This window comes from Mycetocola sp. (assembly GCF_046716805.1).
Taxonomy (GTDB): Bacteria; Actinomycetota; Actinomycetes; order Actinomycetales; family Microbacteriaceae; genus Mycetocola_A.
On sequence record NZ_JBKJWH010000101.1, the window covers coordinates 1 to 21,317 of the forward strand.

Sequence of the window (21,317 nt, forward strand, 5' to 3'; positions counted from 1 at the left end):
GGAACGACAACGGATACGACCGGCTCCCACTCGCGGTCCGGCCGACAATCATCATCTCGCTCATGTTCTACTTCGCTTTCCCCACACCCTCACCAGATGTCTCACGACCATCCTGGCAAGCAGCGAAAGGGCACCCGCGCAGAGCCGATTGACCCGCGTGACCGAGCGGCACCTCCGAGTGGGCGCGCAGTCAGCACGAAGCCGCACCACCCGCCCGACCGGCTACGACTGCTGCTGCGGTTCCACGAGGGTGATGAACGCACTCAGCTCGGTGATGCCCTGCGCCGTTGCCGGCAGGTAGTCGGTCAGCGCCGGCGAATACACGAGGTACGCGGCCCACTTCGCCCGCGAGATCGCCACGTTGAGCCGGTTCTTGAGGATGAGGAACCCCATCCCCCTCGGCACCTCGGTCGGGGCGGATGCCGCAAGCGTCACGATCGCGATCGCTGCTTCCTGCCCCTGGAATTTGTCGACGGTTCCCACCCGCACCCGGTCCAGCCCGGCAGCGACCAGAGCGTCACGGACCAGCGCCACCTGGGCGTTGTACGGCGATACGACGATGACGTCGTCCTGGTCGAGCGGGTCGTCGGCACGGGACTCGGTCGGGTCGGTCCAGGCGCGGCCCATCGCTGACCGCACCAGCTCGACGACACGGTTCGCTTCCTCGATCGACGACACGGCGTTGCCGGCGTGCTCGACGGGTTCGATGTGCAGCCCCGGTTCGATCCCGGCCAGGAAACGGGTGGAGGTGACCTCGTGGGCGTGCAACTCGCCCTCGTAGGACAGCCGGGAGACGGGATCGGTGACCGCGGGATGCATCCGCCGGCTCTCGGCGAGGAAGTAACCGAGCTCAGCCGGCAGCACGTCGTGGCCGTCGCTGACCCAGCCGAGCGCCGAGGTGTCGATCGGCTCGGGATGCAGGCCCTGGCTGACCTGAGGCAACTGCTGCGGATCGCCGAGCAACAGCAGATTGCGGGCGGCGACGCTCGCGGCGATGGTGAAGGCGAGGGAGTACTGCCCGGCCTCATCGATGACGAGCAGGTCCAGCGAGTGCCGCGGGAACCGCGCCTTGTTGCTGAAGTCCCAGGCGGTGCCGCCGAGCACGTAGCCGGTGGCGTCGTTCTCGGCTGCGAACAGCAGCTGGCCGTTGGCGTCCAGCGCGGTGAAAGGGACTTCGGCGGTATCGCCGTTCTTCTGAACCTTGGCCACGAGAGCCGGGGGGAGCCCGGCTTTGACGACGGCACCGAGCAGATTCTCGACGACGGCGTGGGACTGGGCGACGACGCCGATTCGCCAGCCGTGCTCGCGGACGAGCGCGGTGATGACGTGAGCGCCCAGGTAGGTCTTGCCGGTTCCTGGCGGGCCCTGAACCGCGAGGTAGGACGAGTCCAGGTCGAGGATGCTGGCGATCACCGCGCCGATACGGTCGCCGGCGACCGGGGCGAGCGCCCCGGACAGGGTGCGCGGCGGCGTGCGGCGGAGAATGTCGATCACCGGGTCTTTCGGCCACTCAGGGGCGGCGTCGACGATCGCTTGCGCCCATTCCTCGATCGCCGGTTTCTGCTGCCCGGCAGGAGGCGGGGCGGCGGGGGTGAGCGCGATCGGCAGCGTGTCGAACGGCTCGGCGCCTGCCTGCAGGGTCTCCTCGACCAGGGCTCCCCGGTCGTCGACCTCAAGAACCCGCACGGTGCGGCTGGGCCGCGAGCCCGGGTCGCCGATCGTCGCTTCGAACGGTCCTGGGTGCTCGTACAGCACGTACGGGCCGGCTTGCTCGCCGGGTTTGACGCTCGAACCCGGGCCCCACCTGCCGGTGAGGCGCACCCAGCGCCGGTCGGTGCGTTGCTTGCCTTCGCGGAACCACGGCCGTTCGACCCGCGCGCCGTCGTCGTCGTCGACCACGAGCACGTCGCGGGTGTCCGCCCAGGTCTCGACGTCCTGGATCAGCCGGGCGAAGTGACCCCACCAGAAGCTCTTCTGCTCACGCTGGTGGTAGTCGAGTGCTGCGGCAGCGAAGGCGGCGGCCGTCTGGTCCACTGAGCGGCCGGCTGCGAGTCGGTCGCCGGCCAGCGCGAGCAGGGCGTAGCGAAGCGGTGACGGCTCGATCTCGGGAACCGAGTCCTTCGCCTCGTGCAGCGTGCCGGGCAGGATGCCGTTCTCACGGCCCCGTTCGAGCAGCCAGTCCCGCAGGCGCAGCGTCGACACGCAGTCGTACCGGTTGTAGTCGGCGATCTCGTCGAGCTTGTGCTGGCCGGCCGCTTCGTCGCCGTTCGCTATGAGTTCCCGGGCATCCGCGTACTCGGTGATCGACGCGGCGGCGTTGGTAACGTCTCCCGTCCGCAGTTCGTTCCCCATGTACAGCGGCTCGAGTTTCTTGATCGAGTAGGAGCGGGACCCCACCCGAACACTCTTTTTGACCATCGGGTACAGGTCGACGAACACGTTGTCGCGCAGCAGCTGGTCGACTTCGTCTTCGCCCTCGCCGTGCCTGGCGGCGATCGACGACAGGTGTGTGCGCTCATACGACGCGTAGTGATAGATATGCAGGTTCGGGAATGTGCGCCGCCGCTCGGCCACGAAGTCGAGGAACGTGCGCAGGGCGACGCGCTCCTCGGCGAAGGAATGTGCCCAGAACGCGGTGAAGGTTTCGGAAACGTCGACGAGGCCGAAGAGGTAGTCGAGCCCCCACGAGCGTGCGTCGCCCTCGGTGTAGAGCGGGTCGCCCTCGAAGTCGAAGAAGATATCGCCAGGGTCGGGTTCGGGCAGCGCGGCTAGGGCCTCCGCATGGAACACACGAACCGGCGGCGGCGTGTGGTCCTCCGGCGATGTCGGGCCCTCGAGCTGCAACTTCGCCTGCAGGCGCAGCCCGGCGAGGGTGGTTCCACCGATGCCCTCGACGTCGGAGGTCGAGTCAGCAAGCTCCTCGATCGTTGTGATGCCCGTCCGGGCCAGCCGGGTGCGCTGGGTGACCCGCAGGCCGCCGACGAGGAGCACATCGCGGGAGGCCTGGATCTCCGCTTCGCAGGTTTCGCAGCGACCGCAGATCGCGTAACGCGGATCACGCCATTCGACGGCGGCGTCATTGGGGTCGTCGAGCCGTTCGGCGATGATCCGCTGCAGGCGCTGCTCTCGCTTGAGGTATACGGGCAGGATGTCGCTCACCCGGTGTTCGCTCGTCATGCCGTTGCCGAGCAGCAGCTGCACGGTGTCGGCCGGCCGGGCGCCGAGCTGGCGCAACTGCTGCACGTACGCGGCCAGCTGGAGAAGCGCCGTCACCTTCGCCGAGCGGGCGAGCTTCGTGTCCTGCACCAGATAGCGGCCGTCCGGTTGCCGCACGATGAAGTCAGCGAAACCCACGAAGCCCCCGTCGAAGAACGTGGCCTGGAAGACGACGTCTGCCCCGGTGTCGAATGCGCGCCTGGTCGCCGCAACCGCCTCCGCCAGGGTCTCGCGGGTCAACTCTTCGGGGCGCTCGATCTCGGCGACGCCCGACCCGAACTGCGCCCGGTACGCCTCGAGAACGCGGGCCTCGTGCTCATCGCCGAGCCGCCCAGTGCGGGCGAGCATCGCATCGACGACCTCGTCGACCCGCTCGACGCGCCCCAGCTTCGCGTCCAGCTTGCGCAGGAACGCGAATTCGCATGTGGAAGCGGTGGTGAGATCGCTTGCGCTCGTCACGAGCGAGGCGGTGGTCACCAGCGAACCGGTGGAAACGGGGTCGTCGAGGAAGAACAATGGACCTCCAATGGTCGGGCAATTCCGAGAGTAGCCGCAGCCACCGACAGCGGGGTGACCCGATGCCTGAAAGAAGGGAGGAGGGCGCGAAACACCCCTTCCGACGAAGCCGCACTCGGCGTACCGTTGAAGCATGAACAGAAGCGACAACGCCGTCGCCGAACCGACCGAAACGCCCCTGGCGAAGCGGCGCGGTCAGCCGGCCGACGGCATCCCCGATGGGTCGGGATCCGACGGTCACCCGGACTCCGACGACGACACCGCATCCGGCGGCCCTGCCCACTGAACCCATTTAGCACATCCGCCCGGATGCCGCCGCGCTCTATCGCGGACGCCTCAGGGCCGCGTACGGTGGGCCCATGACTGACAACGAGCAGACCGAACACCCGAAGCCGCGCGACCGTTCCCACCACGACGAGACCGAGGACCGCCCAGGACAGCCGGCCGAGGGCATCCCTGACGGATCGGGCACCAACACCGACACCGGCGACACCGCATCGGGCGGCCCCGCAGACTGACCCGGTTCCCGAAGGCCCGCTCTCCCCGAAGTCCTTTCCCTCGGGGAGAGCGGGCCCGAATCGCGATTCGGGCCCGACTGTCAGCCGCCGCGTGAGAACATAGAAGGATGTCGCCTGCCGCCGCTCCCCTGGTGGATGTCACCGACATCATCCGCCTTGTCGGCAACGCCGCGTTCAATCGAGCCACCGCGTACGCCCGGACCGGCGCGGTCACGGCCATCGACTGGGATGACGAATCAAGGAGCCTCACCGCCGAGGTTCACGGAACATCCCCGCGCCCGTACCGCTGCCAGGTGAGTCTGGCCCCTGCACGCAAGGACTTCAGCCGGCCCACCTCATCCAGTTGCACCTGCCCGGTCCACCTCGACTGCAAGCACGTCGCCGCGGCCCTCCTCGCCAGCAACGCCCTCGCGGTTAAGAGCATCGCCCTGCCGCCGTCCGGACTGACGGATGCCAGCGCGCACGATCGCGCCTGGCTCGATCGCCAGGTGCGTGAGGCAGACGAGTGGTACGAGGGTGAGACGACCTGGCCGAGCACGTCCCGGCCGGCGAACGGTCCGACCGCAGACGCACCCGGCGACCCGTCGCAGCCCGCCTGGAAATCCGCCGTCGGCGCCCTGACCGGCCAGCCTGCGGCATCCGGAACCGAGCCGACGCCGATGGGCCTGCAGTTCGAACTCCGTGAGCAGACCCCACGCACCAAGCACCGCTGGAACGGCCCAACCGCCCGCACCGCGAAAACAGCCTCTGACATCGGCGAATACCGGCTCGGCGTTCGCCCGGTGATCCGGAACGACAAGGGCAACTGGGTGCGCACGAACGTCGGCTGGAACACCTTCAGCTACCAGGTCAACCGGCTCGGCCTCGACCCCGCCCAGCACCGCTGGTTCAGCCAGTTCGCCGCCCTGCACCGGGCCGCCCGCAACGTCTACACCGTCGGCCAGGACCTTGACTGGCTCTACCTTGACGATTTCAACAGCCCGCTGCTCTGGAACCTCCTCGCCGAAGCGACCTCGCTCGGCATCGAACTCGTCGGCAGCCGCAAGGATGCCGTCGTCACGATCGGCGGGGACGCGTCGGTCAGCCTCGACGCCACCGCCGACCCTGACCTGCGCCTCGACGCCACCCTCACCATCGACGGCATCCGGCACCCGAGCGAGTCCGCTGGGCTCCTCGGCGACCACGGCGTGTACGCGTACTCCCTGGAACCGGTCGCCCGGTTCACCCTCGCTCCGACGCCCAAGCGACTCACCGACGAACAGAAGCGCCTCGTCGGCCGCTCCAGCAGCGTGATCGTCCCCGCCGCCGACATCGACGAGTTCCTCACCGAGTTCTACCCGCGGCTGCGGCACACCATCCCGATCACATCGACGGATGCCACCGTCGAGTTCCCGCCGACGGTACCGCCGGTGCTCGTGCTCACCGCGATCTTCTCGGCCAAGCACACCCTCGCGCTCTCCTGGGAGTGGGAGTACACCGAGGGCGCCGAGAAGACCCGGATGCCGCTCTACGCGACAGCGCACGACTCCGGCCTTCGCGACCTACAGCTGGAGCACGCCATCGCGGAGCGGGCGCGCGCGATCACGGCGCTCGAATCGCAGACCCTGGTCGGGCTCGACGCCGCGGAATTCACCGACAAGATCCTGCCGGGGATCGAAGCGGTGGACGGCGTCCGCGTCGACATCACCGGAACGCGCCCCGATTACCGGGAACTCACCGAGCCGCCGAAGCTCAAAGTCACCACCGTCGAAACCGACCAGCGGGACTGGTTCGACCTCGGCGTCATCGTGACCATCGACGGGCAGCAGATTCCGTTCGGTCCGCTGTTCAAGGCGTTGTCGAAGGGGCAGACCAAGCTGCTGCTGGTCGACAACAGCTACCTCTCACTTCAGCAGCCCGCATTCGAACAGTTGCACGAGCTGATCGAGGAGGCTCGCTCCCTCGCCGAATGGGACACCGGCATGCGGATCAGCCGGTACCAGTCGAGCCTCTGGGAGGACCTCGAGGACCTCGCAGACGAATCCGAGCAGGCCGCCTCCTGGCAGGCCGCGGTGACCGGGCTGCGCGAACTCACCACCGTCGAGCAGACTCCGCTGCCCGCCGGCATCCAGGCGACCCTCCGCCCGTACCAGCTCGACGGTTTCGCCTGGCTCGCCTTCCTCTGGAAACACCAGCTCGGCGGTATCCTCGCCGACGACATGGGCCTCGGCAAGACGCTGCAGACCCTCGCGCTGATGAGCCACGCGAAAGAGGCGACCGAGCCGGAGAAGAGACGTCCGTTCCTCGTCGTCGCACCGACATCCGTCGTCTCGAACTGGCAGATCGAAGCCCAGCGTTTCGCCCCCGACCTCGATGTCCGCGCGATCACCGCCACCCGGGCGAAGAGCGGTCCGGTCGTCGACGTCACAGACGCGGATGTCGTGATCACCTCGTACACGCTGTTCCGGCTCGATTTCGACGCCTACAACGAGCACGAGTGGGCCGGGCTGATCCTCGACGAAGCCCAGTTCGTGAAGAACCGCACGGCGAAGGTGCACCAGTCGGTCCGCGACCTCAAGGCGCCGTTCAAACTCGCCATCACCGGCACCCCGATGGAGAACAACCTGCTCGAGCTGTGGTCGCTGTTCGCGATCGTCGCCCCCGGCCTGTTCCCCTCCGCACGCAAGTTCCTCGACGAGTACGCGAAACCGATCGAGGCCGGCGACCGGCCCGAGCTTCTCACCCGCTTGCGGCGTCGCATCCGCCCGTTGATGATGCGCCGCACCAAGGAACTCGTCGCCACCGACCTGCCCGCGAAGCAGGAGCAGGTGCTCACCATCGATCTGAACCCCAAGCACAAGAAGCTCTACGACACGTTCCTGCAGCGGGAACGCCAGAAACTGCTCGGCCTGCTCGACGACATGGACAAGAACCGGTTCATCGTCTTCCGCTCGCTCACCCTGCTGCGGATGCTCAGCCTCGACGCGTCACTCGTCGACGAGTCATACGGCAACGTGCCGTCGTCGAAGCTCGACGCCCTGTTCGAACAACTCGAGGACGTGCTCGCCGAAGGCCACCGGGCGCTGATCTTCAGCCAGTTCACGTCGTTCCTCGGCAAGGCCGCCGCACGCCTCGACGCCGCCGGGATCCCATACGCCTACCTCGACGGTTCAACGACGCGACGGGCGGATGTCATCCGCCGCTTCAAGGACGGCGACGCCCCGATCTTCCTCATCAGCCTCAAGGCCGGTGGCTTCGGACTCAACCTCACCGAAGCGGACTACGTGTTCCTGCTCGACCCGTGGTGGAACCCGGCGACCGAAGCGCAGGCGGTCGACCGCACCCACCGGATCGGTCAGACCAAGAACGTTATGGTCTACCGGATGGTCGCCAACGGCACCATCGAAGAGAAAGTGATGGCGCTGAAGGCTCAGAAGGCGAAACTGTTCAACGCGGTGATGGACGACGACGCCGTGTTCAGCTCCGCCCTGACCGCCGACGACATCCGCGGGCTGCTCGAGGAACCGGAGCCGCTGTCTGCGGTGGAGAGCGCCGCGGCGGATTTCGCGGTGGCGGATGCCGGGAAACGGTCGCGCTGGGCGTCGGCCGACTGAGCCTCGCCCTCGTTGGGGTACAGACAGGTGCCCCACCTGCTCGTACACTGGACCGATGACTACTGGACCGGAGGACCGCGGGTATGACGAGTTCGGTCTCGATTACGACCCGACGTTCGCTGGCGAGTCCAGCTTCTCTGCTGACGATTACCCTCTGAGCTGAGTGACCCCGTTGATCGCACCCTTCGGGGTACGAGGCGAGCGGAAAGAGGGCGGGCGGCATCCGTTCAGTCTGCGCACAAGCACCTCGGTGCCGCCGCTCAGAGCCATTTGCGCAGATTGAGCCGGCGAACAGGTCGTTGGGAAGGCGGCTAGTGCGGGGCGTGGTATTCCGCCTCACCGCGCTTCCAGTAGCCCTTGACGATCGTCGTCGCTGAGTCGAGGTTCCAGCGGCCGAGAAGCAGCGCCCGGCCGGGTTTCACGATCGACTGCTCAGCAGCGACGAACGCGAACACGTCGCCGACCGGCCGATCCCCAGGAGTCAGGCTGTCCAGTGCCGAACCGAGGATCGAGCTCTCCGGCGCGGGGCCACGGTGCACCCAGCGCACCCGCACGCCGGCGGGGGCGTCGAGGTCCTGTTCGAAGGCGGCATCCGCTACTTCCACGATCACCTGGCCGACGGCATCCGGATTCATCAGCGCGATGAACCGTTTGATGGCGGGCAGGGCGGTCTCATCGCCCGCGAGGAACCAGCTGTCCGGGGCGCCGTCGAGCACGAGTGAGCCCCGCGGTCCGCCGATCCCGACGGTCGAACCGATCTCCGCCGCCGCAGCCCACGGGCCGGCCACTCCGGTGTCCCCGTGCACGACGAATTCGAGGTCGAGGATGCCCGCGTCCGCGTCCCAGAGGAATGGCGTGTATTCCCGGCTGACTCCCGAACGCGGTTCGGCGGGAACGTCGCTCGGCGTGGCATCCGGGTCGGGGAAGAAGACGCGGATGTGGTCGTCTGAACCGAGCGACCCGAAGCCTCGCAACTCGGCGCCTTCGAACCGCAGGCGCGCGTAACTGGGGGTCAGCCAGTCGCGCCGCGTGAGCTGGGCGGTGCGGAAAACGAGGTCTCGCGAGGAACGGGCGAGGGTGAAAGGCATGAAACTCCGGAGTTCGACAAACGGTTTGCTCTTAGGTTAGCCTAACCTTCGACCGCTGTGCCGAGTCGACGGCCCCTCGGGGCCCGCCCCTTCCCCTGAATTGGAGTTCTCCGATGACCCCTGCCCGCTCTCGCCTGCTCCCTCTCGGCGTTCTGGCCTTGGCCGGCGCGCTTACCGTGTCCGGCTGCGCGCAGACCCCGGCGGAATCCGCTCCGAAGGCGTCCGCAGCCACCGAGGTCGAGGTCGAACACGCACAGGGAACCACCGAAGTTCCGGTGAACCCGGAGAACGTCATCACCTTCGACATGGCGTCGCTCGACACCCTCGACAGCCTCGGCGTGACTGTTGCCGGACTGCCGCAGGAGAACGTTCCGGAATACCTCAGCGAGTACGCCGGCGAGGAATACCTCAACGCTGGCACCCTGTTCGAACCCGACTACGAGGCGGTGAACGCGGCCGAACCCGACCTCATCATCGTCGCCAACCGGTCGGCGGCGGCCGCCGAAGAGCTCAGCAAGATCGCACCGACGATCGACCTCAGCCTCGACTGGGAGAACTACCTGCCCAGCTTCCGCGCCAACGTCGAGACCCTCTCCGAGATCTTCGAGAAGCAGGACGAAGCCGCGAAGGCGCTCGACGAGATCGACAGCAAACTCGCCAAGGCCAGGGAACTGGCAACGGATGCCGGCACCGGCCTGATTCTCATGACCAACGCCGGTGAGATCACCGCATACGGCAGCGGATCACGCTTCGGCTGGCTGCACGACGAGCTCGGCCTCGCCACCGCGATCGATGACGTCGAGGCGGCAACCCACGGCGACCCGGTGTCTGCCGAGTTCATCCTCGAAGCCAACCCGGACTGGCTCTTCGTCATCGACCGTGACGCCGCGGTCGGCGAAAGCGGTTCGACCGCCCGGCAGGTCCTCGACAACGAGGTGATCGCCGGAACCACCGCCTGGCAGAACGACCAGGTGCTCTACCTCGACAGCGTCCCGTTCTACGTCGTCATGAGCGGCCTCAGCGCCGTTCACCAGATGCTCGACCAGGTCACGGACGGCTTGAAGTAATCTCTGCTGTAACCGCCACGAAAGCGCCCCGCCCTCCGCGGGGCGCTTCTGTGACGCCGAAATCCCCGCGCCGATCGGCTGTCCTGCTGATCGGCGCGGGGATCGTCGTCGCGCTGCTCGCCGTGCTGAGCACCTTCATCGGCGTGAGCGACGTGTCACCGCTGAGCCTCCTCGAGGGCGGCCCGGACGGCAAGGCGGCGCAACTGCTCGTGATCAGCCGGCTCCCCCGCACCCTCGCGCTCGTGCTCACCGGCGTCGCCATGTCGATCGTCGGCCTGATCATGCAGATGCTCGTGCGCAACAAGTTCGTCGAACCGTCGACCACCGGAACCGCCGAATCCGCCGCGCTCGGCCTGCTCGTCGTCACGGTCTTCGCGCCGACACTGCCGCTGTTCGCCAAAATGGTCGTCGCCGCCATCTTCGCCCTCGCCGGAACCGGCCTCTTCCTCCTGATCCTCCGCCGCATCCCCGTTCGCTCGATCGTGCTCGTGCCGCTCGTCGGCATCATGCTCGGCGGCGTCATCGGCGCGGTCACCACCTTCTTCGCCTACCGGCTGGACCTGCTGCAGACCCTCGGCACCTGGCTGACCGGTGACTTCTCCGGCATTCTCCGTGGCCGCTACGAACTGCTCTGGCTCGCCCTGGCCATGACGGTGATCGCGTGGATCGCCGCCGACCGGTTCACCGTCGTCGGTCTCGGCCAGGAGTTCACCACCAACCTGGGCCTGCGCTACGGCCGCGTGCTCGCGTTGGGGCTCACCATCGTTTCCGTCGTCACCGCGATCGTCGTGGTCACCGCCGGCATCATCCCGTTCCTCGGCCTGATCGTGCCCAACATCGTCAGCATCGCGATGGGCGACAACGTGCGCCGGTCGATCCCGTGGGTTGCCGTGCTCGGCGCCGGCTTCGTGCTCGCCTGCGACATCCTCGGCCGGGTGATCCGGTTCCCCTACGAGATCCCGCTCGGCATCGTCGTCGGCGTGATCGGCTCAGTGCTGTTCCTCTACCTTCTGCTGCGGAGGCCCGCGCGTGCCCACTGACACTCTCACCCCGAGCCGCACGAGCTCGGTTCTCGCGCACACCCGGCGCCCCGGCGTGCGACTGGCGATCCTCGCGGTGCTCGCCGCGGCATCCGTCGTCATCTTCCTCACCGTCGGCATCGTCGGCAGCTGGGATTTCGCCGTACCGTTCCGGGCCCGCAAGGTCTACGCCATGGTGCTCGTCGCCTTCGCGATCGGGGTGTCGACGGTGCTGTTCCAGACCATCACCGACAACCGCATCCTCACCCCGTCGATCATGGGCTTCGACTCGCTCTACCTGCTGATTCAGACCCTCGTCGTCTTCGGCTTCGGCGCCAGCGCCCTCGCCACGGCCGACGAACAGGTGAAATGGGTGGTCGAAGTGGCAGTGATGGTGACGTTCTCGACGCTGCTGTTCCGCTGGATCTTCGCCGGCGCGAAACGCAGCATCTACCTGCTCGTGCTCGTCGGCATCGTCTTCGGCACCCTGTTCCGCAGCCTGTCGTCGATGATGCAGCGGATGCTCGACCCGGCGTCGTTCGCGGTGCTCCAGGATGCCTTCTTCGCCAGTTTCAACACCGTCGACGAAGAGCTGATGCTGATGTCGGCGGTTGCGGTGCTGGTCGTCTGCCTGGTCGGGATGCGGATGCTGCGGGTCTTCGACGTGATCGGGCTCGGCGAAAGCCACGCGATCGGGCTCGGCCTGAACCACCGTCAGGTCGTCACGATCATGCTCGTGCTCATCGCCGTGCTGGTCTCGGTGTCGACCGCCCTCGTCGGCCCGATCACCTTCTTCGGGCTCATCGTGTCGAACCTCGCCTATGCGCTGCTCGGCTCGTCCCGGCATCTGCTCGTGCTGCCGGCGACGGTGCTGCTCGGCGTGATCTGCCTCGTCGGCGGGCAGTTCATCTTGGAGCACGTGTTCGCGCTCGACACGGCGCTGCGCGTCGTGATCGAGTTCGCCGGCGGGATCCTGTTCATTGTTCTGCTGGTGATAAGAGGAGTGCGATGATCTCGATCACGCAGGTGACCAAACGGTACGGCAGGCAGGCGGTCGTCGACGAGGTGTCGCTCGAGCTCGGCGGCTGCGGGGTGACGTCGATCATCGGGCCGAACGGTGCGGGTAAATCGACCCTGCTGTCGATGATTGCGCGGCTTCTGCCCCTCGACGGCGGTTCGATCGCGATCGACGGGCTCGACGTGACGTCCACGGCCGGGTCGGTGCTCGCCACCAAGGTCGCCGTGCTGCGGCAGGACAACCACCTCGCCGCGCGGCTCACCGTGCAGGATCTCGTGTCGTTCGGCCGGTACCCGTACTCCAAGGGCCGACTGACGTCGGTCGACCGCGACGCGATCGAGAAGGCCATCGGCTACCTCGACCTCGGCCCGTTCGTCGACCGCTTCCTCGACGAGCTCTCCGGCGGGCAGCGGCAGCGGGCGTTCATCGCGATGGTCCTCGCCCAGGACACCGACTACGTGCTGCTCGACGAGCCGCTCAACAACCTCGACCTGCGCCACGCCGTCGAGATCATGAAGCTGTTGCGCACCGCGGCCGATGACACCGGCAAGCGGATCGTGCTCGTGATGCACGACATCAACTTCGCCTCCGTGTACTCCGACGAGATCGTCGCCATGCGCGACGGCAAGGTGGTGCTGCACGGCCCGTCGGATTCGGTGATGCAGTCTTCGGTGCTCCACTCGATCTACGACCTCGACATTGCGGTGAGCGAGGTCGACGGCGAGCGGATCGGCTACTTCTACCGGTAGCAGCCCCTTACCTGAGTATTTCTCGAGAATCGGCAGTGAGGCGTGGCATCCCGTTCTAGGGTGAACGGATGCGGCCGCAACGGAGCGGCCAGAAGGTGGGTTTCTCATGAGCGACAACGCTGACACCGTCGGCACCGGGGGCGCGTCGAATCAGCGGAGCATCCGTGATTGGACGGATCTCGGCCAGGAGATGTGGTCATACCTGACTGGCCGAAGTGCTGTCATCGACTACAACTTCATCGACATGACCGTCGAAGTTCCCCGGGACATCGGACCGGATGCCCCACGCGCCACCTGGAAATTCAACGGCACGCTCCGGATAACCACGAGTGACAGCTCGGTTACCGGCTCAGGCTCATCCGGCTCAGGCTCATCCGGCGCCTGACATGGCGTCGACTTTTCTCGACATCGACCTGTCGTTCTCACTCGTCGAGCCGGGAGCGCAGGACGACGCCCCGCGGATGCACGGCACGGTGACCGCGAACGGCACCGACGTCGAGGTCTACACGAGCGATCCGGAACTGTTCCTCGGTGGGCGGCGGCCGAAGCTGTCGACCCTGCGTTTCGTCGCCGCTGAACTCGCGGGTCGCGGGCTGACGGTCGCGATCACCGGCCCGGCCGGGCTGATCGCGCGGATCGGTGCCGTGCACGCGACGATCGCGCAGCGCATGGTGACCTGGTCACCGCACATCGAGCTGGGCGCGCCGGGCGCTCTGGCGCCGCTGCTGACACCGAAGCGCCGGAATCCGGAAGCCGAGGCCGCCATCGAGCTGCCGCCGTCCACCCTGTTTCCGCTGGCGCCGACCTTCGACCGCCGGGTGCGCCGCCGGGCGACGACCACCCATTACACCCCGGGATCCGGGCGGCCGCGGTTGATCTTCGTCGTCGGATCGGAGAACTACCGCGGCCAACGACCGCGCGAGTTCGACCTGCTGCCGACGGTGACCCGGATTGGTTCGGGCGAAAACTCCGACCTGCGACTCGACGGGTTGCTCGACGCTCACGCCGAGATCGTTCACGACCGCGACGACGAGTACGTCTTCTACCCGACCGGGCGGGCCGGGGCATCCACGTCGAGCGGCCGCAAGGTCGACGGCCAGATCCTCCGCACCGGTGCCCGGATCGAGCTGGGTCCGTGGCGGATGGCCTTCTTCCGCGAAGAATACGCCGACCACGGCCGCCCATACGGTGGACGTGCCGGCGGTGAATTCGCCCACCAGAAGCGGCAGCCGCCGCGGCACCGGGCGCCGCGAAACCCGAGCTGACCACGTCCTTCCCAGCAGAACGTCGTAACCGTCACAATGGGAGCGACGGCGCGCAGGTGCGCGGCCGCCCGGCGGCGGAACTCCCGCGGCAGAAGGGAACCCGTGACCACCATCGCAATTGTCGGCGCCGGCTACATGGGGCGCACCCACGCTGCCGCATGGACCGCGCTCGGACTCGGTGACGGCATCCGTTACGTCTGCAGCCGGCGAGCGGGCGGAAACCTCGCGGAAGCACCCGCGGCGCGCGTGGTCACGGACCTCGGCGCGGTGCTCGCGGATCCCGAGGTCGATGTCGTGTCGGTCTGCACCCCGACGACGACCCACCGTGACATCGCCGTCCGTGCGTTGAATGCCGGCAAGCACGTGCTCCTCGAGAAGCCGATCGCCCTGGCCATCGCCGACGCCCTCGCGATCTCCGCGGCGGCATCCTCCAACGACCGGACCTTCATGGTCGCCCACGTCGTCCGCTTCTTCGAAGGCTACCGTCGAGCGCGCGAGGACGTCGACGCCGGGCGGATCGGATCGGTCGTTTCCGGCCGCGCCCGCCGGCTCATCACCCGGCCGGAGTCCGCCTGGTGGTACGACGAGGCCGAGTCCGGCGGGGTCGTCGTCGATGTCGGCATCCACGACTTCGACCAGATGAATCTGTTCCTCGGCACGCCGGTCACGGTCGCGAGCACCGCTACCGACCCGCTCGGCCCGATCGAGACGACGATCGAGTACCGTTCGGGCGCGATCGGCCAGGTGCTCACCTTCGCCGGCGTTCCCGCCGGGGCACCGTTCACGACGTCGCTGAACCTCGTCGGCACCTTGGGGCTCCTCGACTACGAATTCTCAGCGGATGCCCCGACGGCGTCGGGGAGGACGTCCGGCGTCAACGCGTACCGGCTCGCGACCGCAGACGGAACCGAAAGCACGACCCTGTCGTCGCTCGACCACTACGAACGGCAGATCGAGTATTTCCTGGAGTGTGTACGAAACGCGACCGATCCGGGTTTCAGCCCGACGGCATCCGCCGTTCGTGCCCTCGAGGTGGCGCTGGCGGCTCGTCAGTCCCTGCTGACCGGCGAAGCGGTACCGCTCGAGGAACGCGCCTGAGCGGGCCTGGCCCTGAGCGGGCCTGGCTCAGACGCGTCGCCGATTCAGCGCAGGTCGGCGAGCAGGCGTTCCGCCTCGAGGTGGCGGCCGGAGTCGACCATGACGGCGTAACGGTCCGCAACCAGGGTGCGGGTCGAGGCGAAGTCCCGCTTGCCGCGAGTCGCCCAGTGACCGACGAAACCGAACACGGCGCCCCAGAGAGCACCGAAGAGCAGACCGACGAGGATCAGGCTCAGCCAGAACGCGCCAGGGGTGAAGATACCCAGGAGCAGGCCGATCAGCACACCGAACCAGGCGCCGCTGGCGGCTCCGGCGAGGGCGGCGCGGCCCTTGGTCATCCGGCCGGCCACGATCTCGACGGTCTTCACGCCGTGACCGACGATCTGCAGGTACTCGACGGGGAACTTCTGGTCGGAGAGATAGTCGACGGCTCGTTGCGCGCCCTCGTAGTCGGGGTAGACGGCCAGTTCCCGCATCGCACCGGTCGCAGCGTTTCCGGGTGCGGCAGGCATCGCCGGGTCCTGGAACATGCCGTTGTCGTTGAGGCTCATTGTTGTTCTCCTTTCGAGGATTCCTCCGTCAAGCTACATCTCGATTTTACCCGCTTTGATCTGGACGTTTCCTCATCGCCCTCGTGGATCGCTGGACTGTTCGGGGCCCAGACTCCAGACTCTCAAGGGGCCGGATGCCGCCGGACCACCTATGAGAGGAATCCTCGTTGACGTCAATTCGCCGGAGCACGCTGACGATCCCGACCTCGGTGTGGGGGGCGTCGAACCCGTTGCCGAATATCTTCGGCAGCGGCGACATCCACGCCCAGTCGGGGTTCGAGGACGCCGAAAACATCGACGGGGACGGGGTCGACGAACGCGCGAGCCGTGGGCAGACCGCACTGCCCTACCTCGACCAGGACGGCTACCTCGCTGGCGAGGAGCCGCGGGAACATGCCACGATCGTGCTCGAGAACGAGCATCTGACCGCGACGTTCCTGCCCGGCCTCGGCGGCCGGCTCTGGTCGCTGGTCGACCAGGCCACCGGCCGTGAGCTGCTGCACCAGAACGAGGCGATCCGCTTCCGCAACCTCGCGCTCCGCAACGCCTGGTTCGCCGGCGGCGTTGAGTGGAACATCGGCATGATCGGGCACTCCCCGTTCACCAGCTCACCGGTGCACACCGCTGCGCTCAGCGGGCCCGACGGGGAAGTGGGGCTGCGCTTCTACGAGTACGAGCGCATCCGCAACGTCAGCTTCCGCGTTGACGCGTGGCTCCCGGAGGACTCCACCGAGTTGTTCATCCGCGGCACCATCGTCAACGACTCACCGAATGCGACGCCGATGTACTGGTGGTCGAACATGGCTGTTCCCCAGGCCTCGTCGACGCGCGTGCTGGCCCCGGCGGCATCCGCGTGGAAATACGGGCACGAACGCGTGCTCAGCACCGTCCGGGTACCGGTCGTGGACGGTGTCGACATCAGCTGGCCGGCTCGCACGCTCGCGACCGTGGACTACTTCTTCGACACGGCAGGGGCCCGGATGCCGTGGATCACCGCCGTGGACGGCACCGGTTTCGGCCTCGTGCAGGCGTCGACCGCGAACCTCAAGGGCCGCAAACTGTTCGTCTGGGGGCAGGACCCGGGCGGGCGGCACTGGCAGGAATGGGTGTCCGGCGCCGACTCGTACTGCGAGATCCAGGCGGGGCTCGCGCGCACCCAGCTGGAGTACCTGCGAATGCCTGCCGAAACCAAGTGGTCCTGGGTCGAGGCCTACGGGGCGCTGCAGCTCGACGTCGCCGCCGCTTCGTCGGAGGACTGGGCTGCGGCGACGGGTGCCGTCACCACCGACCTGGCCGGCCGCGACCTTCCCGCGCGGCTCGAAGCGCTTCAGGATCGGGACCAGTCCGGTGAGCTGCTCGTCGAGGTGATCCCGGACGGATCCGGTTGGGGTGCGGTGGAGAACGAACTGCGCCGGTTTGAGGGCCGGGAACCGATCGACCCGGAACGCACGCCGTTCCCCACGGATGCCGTCGGCCCCGATGAGGACTACTGGTTGCGTCTCCTGCGGGGCGAGCCCGCAACCGCGGCCGAGCGTGATCCGCTTCAGCCGCCGCGTTCGTACCAGATCGACCCGCGCTGGGCTCCACTGCTCCGGCAGCGGGCCGACTGGCTCGCCCTCCTCCACCTGGGGGTGATCGCAGCGGCGCAGGGGTCGTTCGCCGAGGCCGGGGCGCTGTGGCAGGCATCCGTCGACCAGACCCGCAACGCCTGGGCGCTGCGGAACCTGGGCGCGCTGGCCGCGGACCGCGGCAACACCGCTGATGCCGTCGGGTTTTACCGTTCCGCCCACGAGCTGGCGCCCGAGCTGCTTCCGCTGACCCGGGAACTGCTCACCGTGCTGCACCACGACGGGCGTGCGGCCGAGTCGCTTGCGTTGATCGAATCACTCCCGGGCTCTCAGCGCGAGGACGGCCGGGTGCTGCTCGCGGAGGCACGTGCCGCCCTGGCGACCGGCGACGTGGGTCGGTGCCGGAGCATCCTCGACCGTGGCCTCGTCATCCTCGACCTGCGTGAGGGTGACGCGTTGCTCGAGGAGTTGTGGACCGAGTACCAGGCCGCCGTGTCGTCATCCGAGCCGCTGCCTGCAAGGTACGACTTCCGGATGTGAGGGCCCGCGAGTCGCTACGTTTGCAGGGGTTCTGCGCCGGTTGCACCCCGGCAAACACAGCGATTCGCGGATGATTCCCATCCACGCGTGCCACGATTCAGGCATGACGGTCACGACGACATCCGTAACGCTGGCGCAGCAGCTGCGCGAGGCCGGCCTCGGCTGGATTCCCGAGTCGGGCGACCAGTTCTGCCTCGACACCAAAGAGTTCGAGGGCGAAGTGTTCACGGTCAGCGACATGACCATCGAACCGCACGATTACGAGACCGGAACGATCCTCGGCTTCAACGGCACCACCGAATGGGCGCTCGACTCGGTGGCGCTGGAGAAGACGCTGTGGCTGCCCAGGGAAGACCAGCTTCGCGAGCTTCTCGGCACCACGTTCAGCTTCCTGCTCCACGTCGACGAGATGTGGGTCGTCGAAATCGACCGCGGCGGGCAGAAGCAGCGTTTCGACGCGACCACGGCTCCGGATGCCTACGCGCTGGCCGTTCTCGGAGTGCTGAGCGCGCAGACCGCCTGAGCCGCTGTTCGCAATCTCGGAGATTTCTCGCGATCGCGGCGATACTCCCCGTGCAGCGAATTCACCCGCTGCGGACAAAAACACCCGGCGCACCGCGTGAACCGGTCCGGAGTGAGTGAATCCGTGCGCCGCAGAAGCCCCGCTCAGTCCACCGGCAGCAACGTCGGCCGCTTCGCCTCACGCCCGTCGCCGGAGGACCGCCCGGTGACCCGGCGCCCGATCCAGGGCAGCACGAACTCACGGTAGTACGCGGAGGTATTGCGGGACCGCGACCCGGAGCCGGCGGCCGCTACTTCCTCGACACCCCATTCCTCCGGCACCGCAACTCCCAGCGCGGTCAGCACGTTCGAGGCCACCCGCGCGTGGCCGAGAGCGTTGAGGTGCAGCTTGTCGACCGACCAGTAACGGATGTCGGCCAGCGTCTCGTCTGCCCAGTTGTCGACGAGCGTCACCGGAGTCGGTTTCAGGGCGGTGAGCACGGCATCCGCCAGCTGGTCGCCGCGTTTCTGCATCAGAGCGCCCATCGGCAGGTGCCGGGAGGGGTTCGCGCCGGCGAGAACGACGACGTGAAGGCCCGGCTGTTCGAGGGCCCGGTGCACGAGTTTTACGGTCTCGTCGACGACCCAGCCGATGGCGACGCGCGGGCGCATGATGTCGTTGCCGCCGCCGTTGAAGGTGAGCAGGTCCGGGTTCAGGGCGAGGGCCGGTTCGAGCTGCTCCGCGATGATCGGCCCGAGCTTGCGGCCGCGGATGGCGAGGTTGGCGTAGCCGATCGGTTCACCGGCGGATGCCTGCAGCCCCAGCGCCACGAAATCCGCCCAGCCGCGGATGCGCCCGTCGGGCAGCACGTCGCCGACGCCCTCGGTGAAGCTGTCGCCGAGCGCGACGTAACGGGAGAAAGGTGCGGTCATGTCGTGGACTCTCCGAACGGATGCCGCCGGGTGGCCGAGTGCTCACCGGCAGCATCCTCCATTATCGCCGCGACGCGGTCCAGTTCTGGCCCGAGGCCGATGTCGACCACGACCAGCCGGCCCACGTAGTCGACTGCAGGGGCGATCAGCAGCCCGGTCTTGCAGGCGCCGAACGCCACAGTGACGTCGGCCGGCAGCACCGTCGGGTCTGGCACCGATCCGTCGTCGGGATGCACCCCGCTCGGGAGGTCTACGGCGACCACGATCGGCGGATTCTCCCCCGCCAGCACGGGCAGGATCGCGGCGACGAGCTCCCGGGCCCGTCCGCGCAGCGCGGGGCTGGCGCTCGTTCCGGTGCCGAGGATGCCGTCGACGATCACGTCGGAATCCCGCGCGACGGATGCCGCGGCATCCGTGTCGATGTCGGCCGGCAGCATCCGCGCACCGGCGTCGACGGCGGCGACCCGGCCGCCGTCGTGCATCCGATCGGCGGTGGGAAGGATGCTGACCGTGCTGCCGAGCGCGGCGAGTTCGGCGCCGGCGTAGAGGGCGTCACCGCCGTTGTTGCCTGGACCGACGAGCAGCAGCACGGTGCCGGCGCCACCGGCGGGAAGGAGCAGGCGGATCTCGCGGGCCAGCGCGGCTGCGGCCCGGGCCATCAGCGGTACCCCAGCGGCGAGCAGCGGTTCTTCGGCGGCACGGATCTGGGCCGCCGTGTACGCCTTCATCAGAGCGGGTGCGTCAGGTCACGCCAGTTGTCCGGCACCCGCCCGGTCGGCCCCGGCGACGGCTGGTGGTGCGGGCGGCTGCGCGGTTCCGCGAGCTTCGGCCCGAAGAACCTCAACTTTCGGCCGTAGTCCCAGAACCAGTCCTCGCCGGGTTCGAAACTCTGCACCACCGGATGCCCCGTCTCAACGAAGTGCGCGGCCGCGTGTTTCGAGGGCGAGCTGTCGCAGCATCCGATGTGTGCACAGAAAGCGCACCGACGCAGGTGCACCCACCACCCGTCGATGGCCTCACAGTCGAGGCAGATGGTGTCGACCGGCGTCGCGCTCGGGTCGATGCCTTCGATCTCGGTCATGCTTCCCCCTCCCGGTGATTGGGAGCATACTCCCGCTACCGGTCGGTCCCAAGGAGCGGTGACCGATCGACCGAGTCAGGACGCGACGAGGTCTAGAGCCGCGCGTACTTCGCCCGGGCGAAGCAGTAGATACCGTACGCGATGAGGCCGAGCGCGACCACCGAGAGGATGATCCTGCCGAGCGGCAACTCGACGAGGGCCTTGAGCGCGCCGTCCAGACCGGTGGCCTCGGCGGCATTCGAGGTGAAGGCGGCGACGCAGAAGAGGATGCCGACAACGACGATCGCGACACCCTTGGCGATGTAGCCGACCCGGCCGAGGGTGGTGACGGTGCGTCCGGTCTTGCCTGCCGGCAGGTTGATGTCTTCGAGGAACTTCTTCTTGTATCCCTTGACGATGAAGTACACGCCGACGGCGATGACGCCCAGGCCGAGAACCGCGACCAGGAAGACGCCGCCGGGGGTCGCCAGCAACTGGGCGGTGAAGCTCTGCGTCTGGCCGGCGCTGTCGGCCGATCCGCCGCGCGCGATGCTGAACGCGGAGAACCCGACGGCGAGGTAGGCGATCGCCTTGCCGCCCTCCTTGCCGCGCTTCATCCACGCGTCCTTGTCCGAACCCCGCACCAGGAACGTCTCGAGGATCTGGAACAACCCAAGCGCCCACAGCCCGATGGTCACGACCCAGAGCATGAACATCCCAGCGGGGTTCGACGCGAGATGGCCGAGCGCGCCGCCCTGATCGGCGCTGCCGCCTGAGCCGAACGCGACACCGAGTGCGATGCCGCCGATGAGGATGTGAAGCAGCCCGTTGACCGCGAATCCGATCCGAGCCATGAGCTGAAATGCAGGGTTGTCCTGCAGGCGAGATGCGGCGGATCGCGCGGATCCGGCGGAAGATGAGTGTGACATGGTTTCACCATAGAGCCGGCCAGCCGAATCAGCTGCTAACCGGATACCCCTTGCGCGGCAGAGCAGAATCGTGCTTGCCTGACCGCGC

Annotated in this window: 19 protein-coding genes; 12 read left to right on the forward strand and 7 right to left on the reverse strand. The window is 67.7% G+C overall.

Annotation, left to right across the window (positions count from 1 at the left end):
• Positions 1–222 precede the first annotated feature (222 nt).
• A complete protein-coding gene (locus tag ACLQ62_RS08040) occupies positions 223–3,732 on the reverse strand; it encodes a TM0106 family RecB-like putative nuclease (protein ID WP_411721124.1) in 3,510 nt (1,169 codons plus the stop codon).
• A 133-nt stretch (positions 3,733–3,865) separates the two neighbouring features.
• Between ACLQ62_RS08040 and ACLQ62_RS08045 the strand changes: the two genes are divergently transcribed.
• From ACLQ62_RS08045 to ACLQ62_RS08055, 3 genes are all read left to right on the forward strand, one after another.
• A complete protein-coding gene (locus ACLQ62_RS08045) occupies positions 3,866–4,018 on the forward strand; it encodes a hypothetical protein (RefSeq protein ID WP_411721125.1) in 153 nt (50 codons plus the stop codon).
• Positions 4,019–4,091: 73 nt separating this feature from the next.
• Positions 4,092–4,250, forward strand: a complete 159-nt coding sequence (locus tag ACLQ62_RS08050; RefSeq protein WP_411721126.1) for a hypothetical protein — start codon at positions 4,092–4,094, stop codon at positions 4,248–4,250.
• A 107-nt stretch (positions 4,251–4,357) separates the two neighbouring features.
• The gene (locus ACLQ62_RS08055) at positions 4,358–7,843 is read left to right on the forward strand and encodes an SNF2-related protein (RefSeq protein WP_411721127.1); all 3,486 of its coding nucleotides are present in this window, start codon (positions 4,358–4,360) and stop codon (positions 7,841–7,843) included.
• Between the two features lie 311 nt (positions 7,844–8,154).
• Here the strand turns inward: ACLQ62_RS08055 and ACLQ62_RS08060 are convergent, their stop codons facing one another.
• Positions 8,155–8,931 (reverse strand): siderophore-interacting protein, encoded by a 777-nt coding sequence (locus tag ACLQ62_RS08060; RefSeq protein WP_411721128.1) that lies wholly within the window; start codon positions 8,929–8,931, stop codon positions 8,155–8,157.
• A gap of 113 nt (positions 8,932–9,044) precedes the next feature.
• Here ACLQ62_RS08060 and ACLQ62_RS08065 point away from each other — a divergent pair, with 113 nt between their 5' ends.
• The 7 genes from ACLQ62_RS08065 to ACLQ62_RS08095 all read left to right on the forward strand — a co-directional run bounded on the left by ACLQ62_RS08065 (position 9,045) and on the right by ACLQ62_RS08095 (position 15,147).
• Positions 9,045–9,998 carry a siderophore ABC transporter substrate-binding protein gene (locus ACLQ62_RS08065; protein ID WP_411721129.1) on the forward strand — a complete coding sequence of 318 codons (954 nt, stop codon included), beginning with the start codon at positions 9,045–9,047 and terminating at the stop codon, positions 9,996–9,998.
• A 50-nt stretch (positions 9,999–10,048) separates the two neighbouring features.
• A complete protein-coding gene (locus ACLQ62_RS08070; RefSeq protein ID WP_411721130.1) occupies positions 10,049–11,038 on the forward strand; it encodes an ABC transporter permease in 990 nt (329 codons plus the stop codon).
• Entirely contained in the window at positions 11,028–12,029 is a 1,002-nt protein-coding gene (locus tag ACLQ62_RS08075) for an iron chelate uptake ABC transporter family permease subunit (RefSeq protein ID WP_411721131.1), read from the forward strand. Before ACLQ62_RS08070 ends, ACLQ62_RS08075 begins: the two co-directional genes overlap by 11 nt.
• Positions 12,026–12,784 (forward strand): ABC transporter ATP-binding protein, encoded by a 759-nt coding sequence (locus tag ACLQ62_RS08080; protein WP_411721132.1) that lies wholly within the window; start codon positions 12,026–12,028, stop codon positions 12,782–12,784. The genes ACLQ62_RS08075 and ACLQ62_RS08080 overlap by 4 nt, the downstream gene beginning before the upstream one ends.
• 106 nt (positions 12,785–12,890) lie before the next feature.
• Complete coding sequence (locus ACLQ62_RS08085) at positions 12,891–13,169, forward strand: hypothetical protein (protein WP_411721133.1); 279 nt, start codon at positions 12,891–12,893, stop codon at positions 13,167–13,169.
• 1 nt (position 13,170) lies between these two features.
• Positions 13,171–14,049 carry a hypothetical protein gene (locus ACLQ62_RS08090; protein WP_411721134.1) on the forward strand — a complete coding sequence of 293 codons (879 nt, stop codon included), beginning with the start codon at positions 13,171–13,173 and terminating at the stop codon, positions 14,047–14,049.
• 102 nt (positions 14,050–14,151) lie between these two features.
• On the forward strand, positions 14,152–15,147 hold the full coding sequence (locus ACLQ62_RS08095) for a Gfo/Idh/MocA family protein (RefSeq protein ID WP_411721135.1): 996 nt from the start codon (positions 14,152–14,154) through the stop codon (positions 15,145–15,147).
• A gap of 44 nt (positions 15,148–15,191) precedes the next feature.
• On the opposite strand, the gene ACLQ62_RS08100 is transcribed toward ACLQ62_RS08095, so the two are convergent.
• Positions 15,192–15,698 carry a general stress protein gene (locus tag ACLQ62_RS08100; RefSeq protein ID WP_411721136.1) on the reverse strand — a complete coding sequence of 169 codons (507 nt, stop codon included), beginning with the start codon at positions 15,696–15,698 and terminating at the stop codon, positions 15,192–15,194.
• A 167-nt stretch (positions 15,699–15,865) separates the two neighbouring features.
• Between ACLQ62_RS08100 and ACLQ62_RS08105 the strand changes: the two genes are divergently transcribed.
• Together ACLQ62_RS08105 and ACLQ62_RS08110 are read left to right on the forward strand one after the other, a co-directional pair.
• Complete coding sequence (locus ACLQ62_RS08105) at positions 15,866–17,806, forward strand: DUF5107 domain-containing protein (RefSeq protein ID WP_411721137.1); 1,941 nt, start codon at positions 15,866–15,868, stop codon at positions 17,804–17,806.
• Positions 17,807–17,909: 103 nt separating this feature from the next.
• Positions 17,910–18,329, forward strand: coding sequence for a hypothetical protein (locus tag ACLQ62_RS08110; RefSeq protein WP_411721138.1), 420 nt, complete (start codon positions 17,910–17,912; stop codon positions 18,327–18,329).
• A gap of 143 nt (positions 18,330–18,472) precedes the next feature.
• On the opposite strand, the gene ACLQ62_RS08115 is transcribed toward ACLQ62_RS08110, so the two are convergent.
• From ACLQ62_RS08115 to ACLQ62_RS08130, 4 genes are all read right to left on the reverse strand, one after another.
• Complete coding sequence (locus ACLQ62_RS08115) at positions 18,473–19,240, reverse strand: SGNH/GDSL hydrolase family protein (RefSeq protein ID WP_411721139.1); 768 nt, start codon at positions 19,238–19,240, stop codon at positions 18,473–18,475.
• Complete coding sequence (locus ACLQ62_RS08120) at positions 19,237–19,968, reverse strand: NAD(P)H-hydrate epimerase (RefSeq protein ID WP_411721140.1); 732 nt, start codon at positions 19,966–19,968, stop codon at positions 19,237–19,239. The genes ACLQ62_RS08115 and ACLQ62_RS08120 overlap by 4 nt, the downstream gene beginning before the upstream one ends.
• The gene (locus ACLQ62_RS08125) at positions 19,968–20,321 is read right to left on the reverse strand and encodes a UBP-type zinc finger domain-containing protein (protein WP_411721141.1); all 354 of its coding nucleotides are present in this window, start codon (positions 20,319–20,321) and stop codon (positions 19,968–19,970) included. The genes ACLQ62_RS08120 and ACLQ62_RS08125 overlap by 1 nt, the downstream gene beginning before the upstream one ends.
• A gap of 92 nt (positions 20,322–20,413) precedes the next feature.
• Complete coding sequence (locus ACLQ62_RS08130; RefSeq protein ID WP_411721142.1) at positions 20,414–21,229, reverse strand: DUF1206 domain-containing protein; 816 nt, start codon at positions 21,227–21,229, stop codon at positions 20,414–20,416.
• Between the last annotated feature and the right edge of the window lie 88 nt (positions 21,230–21,317).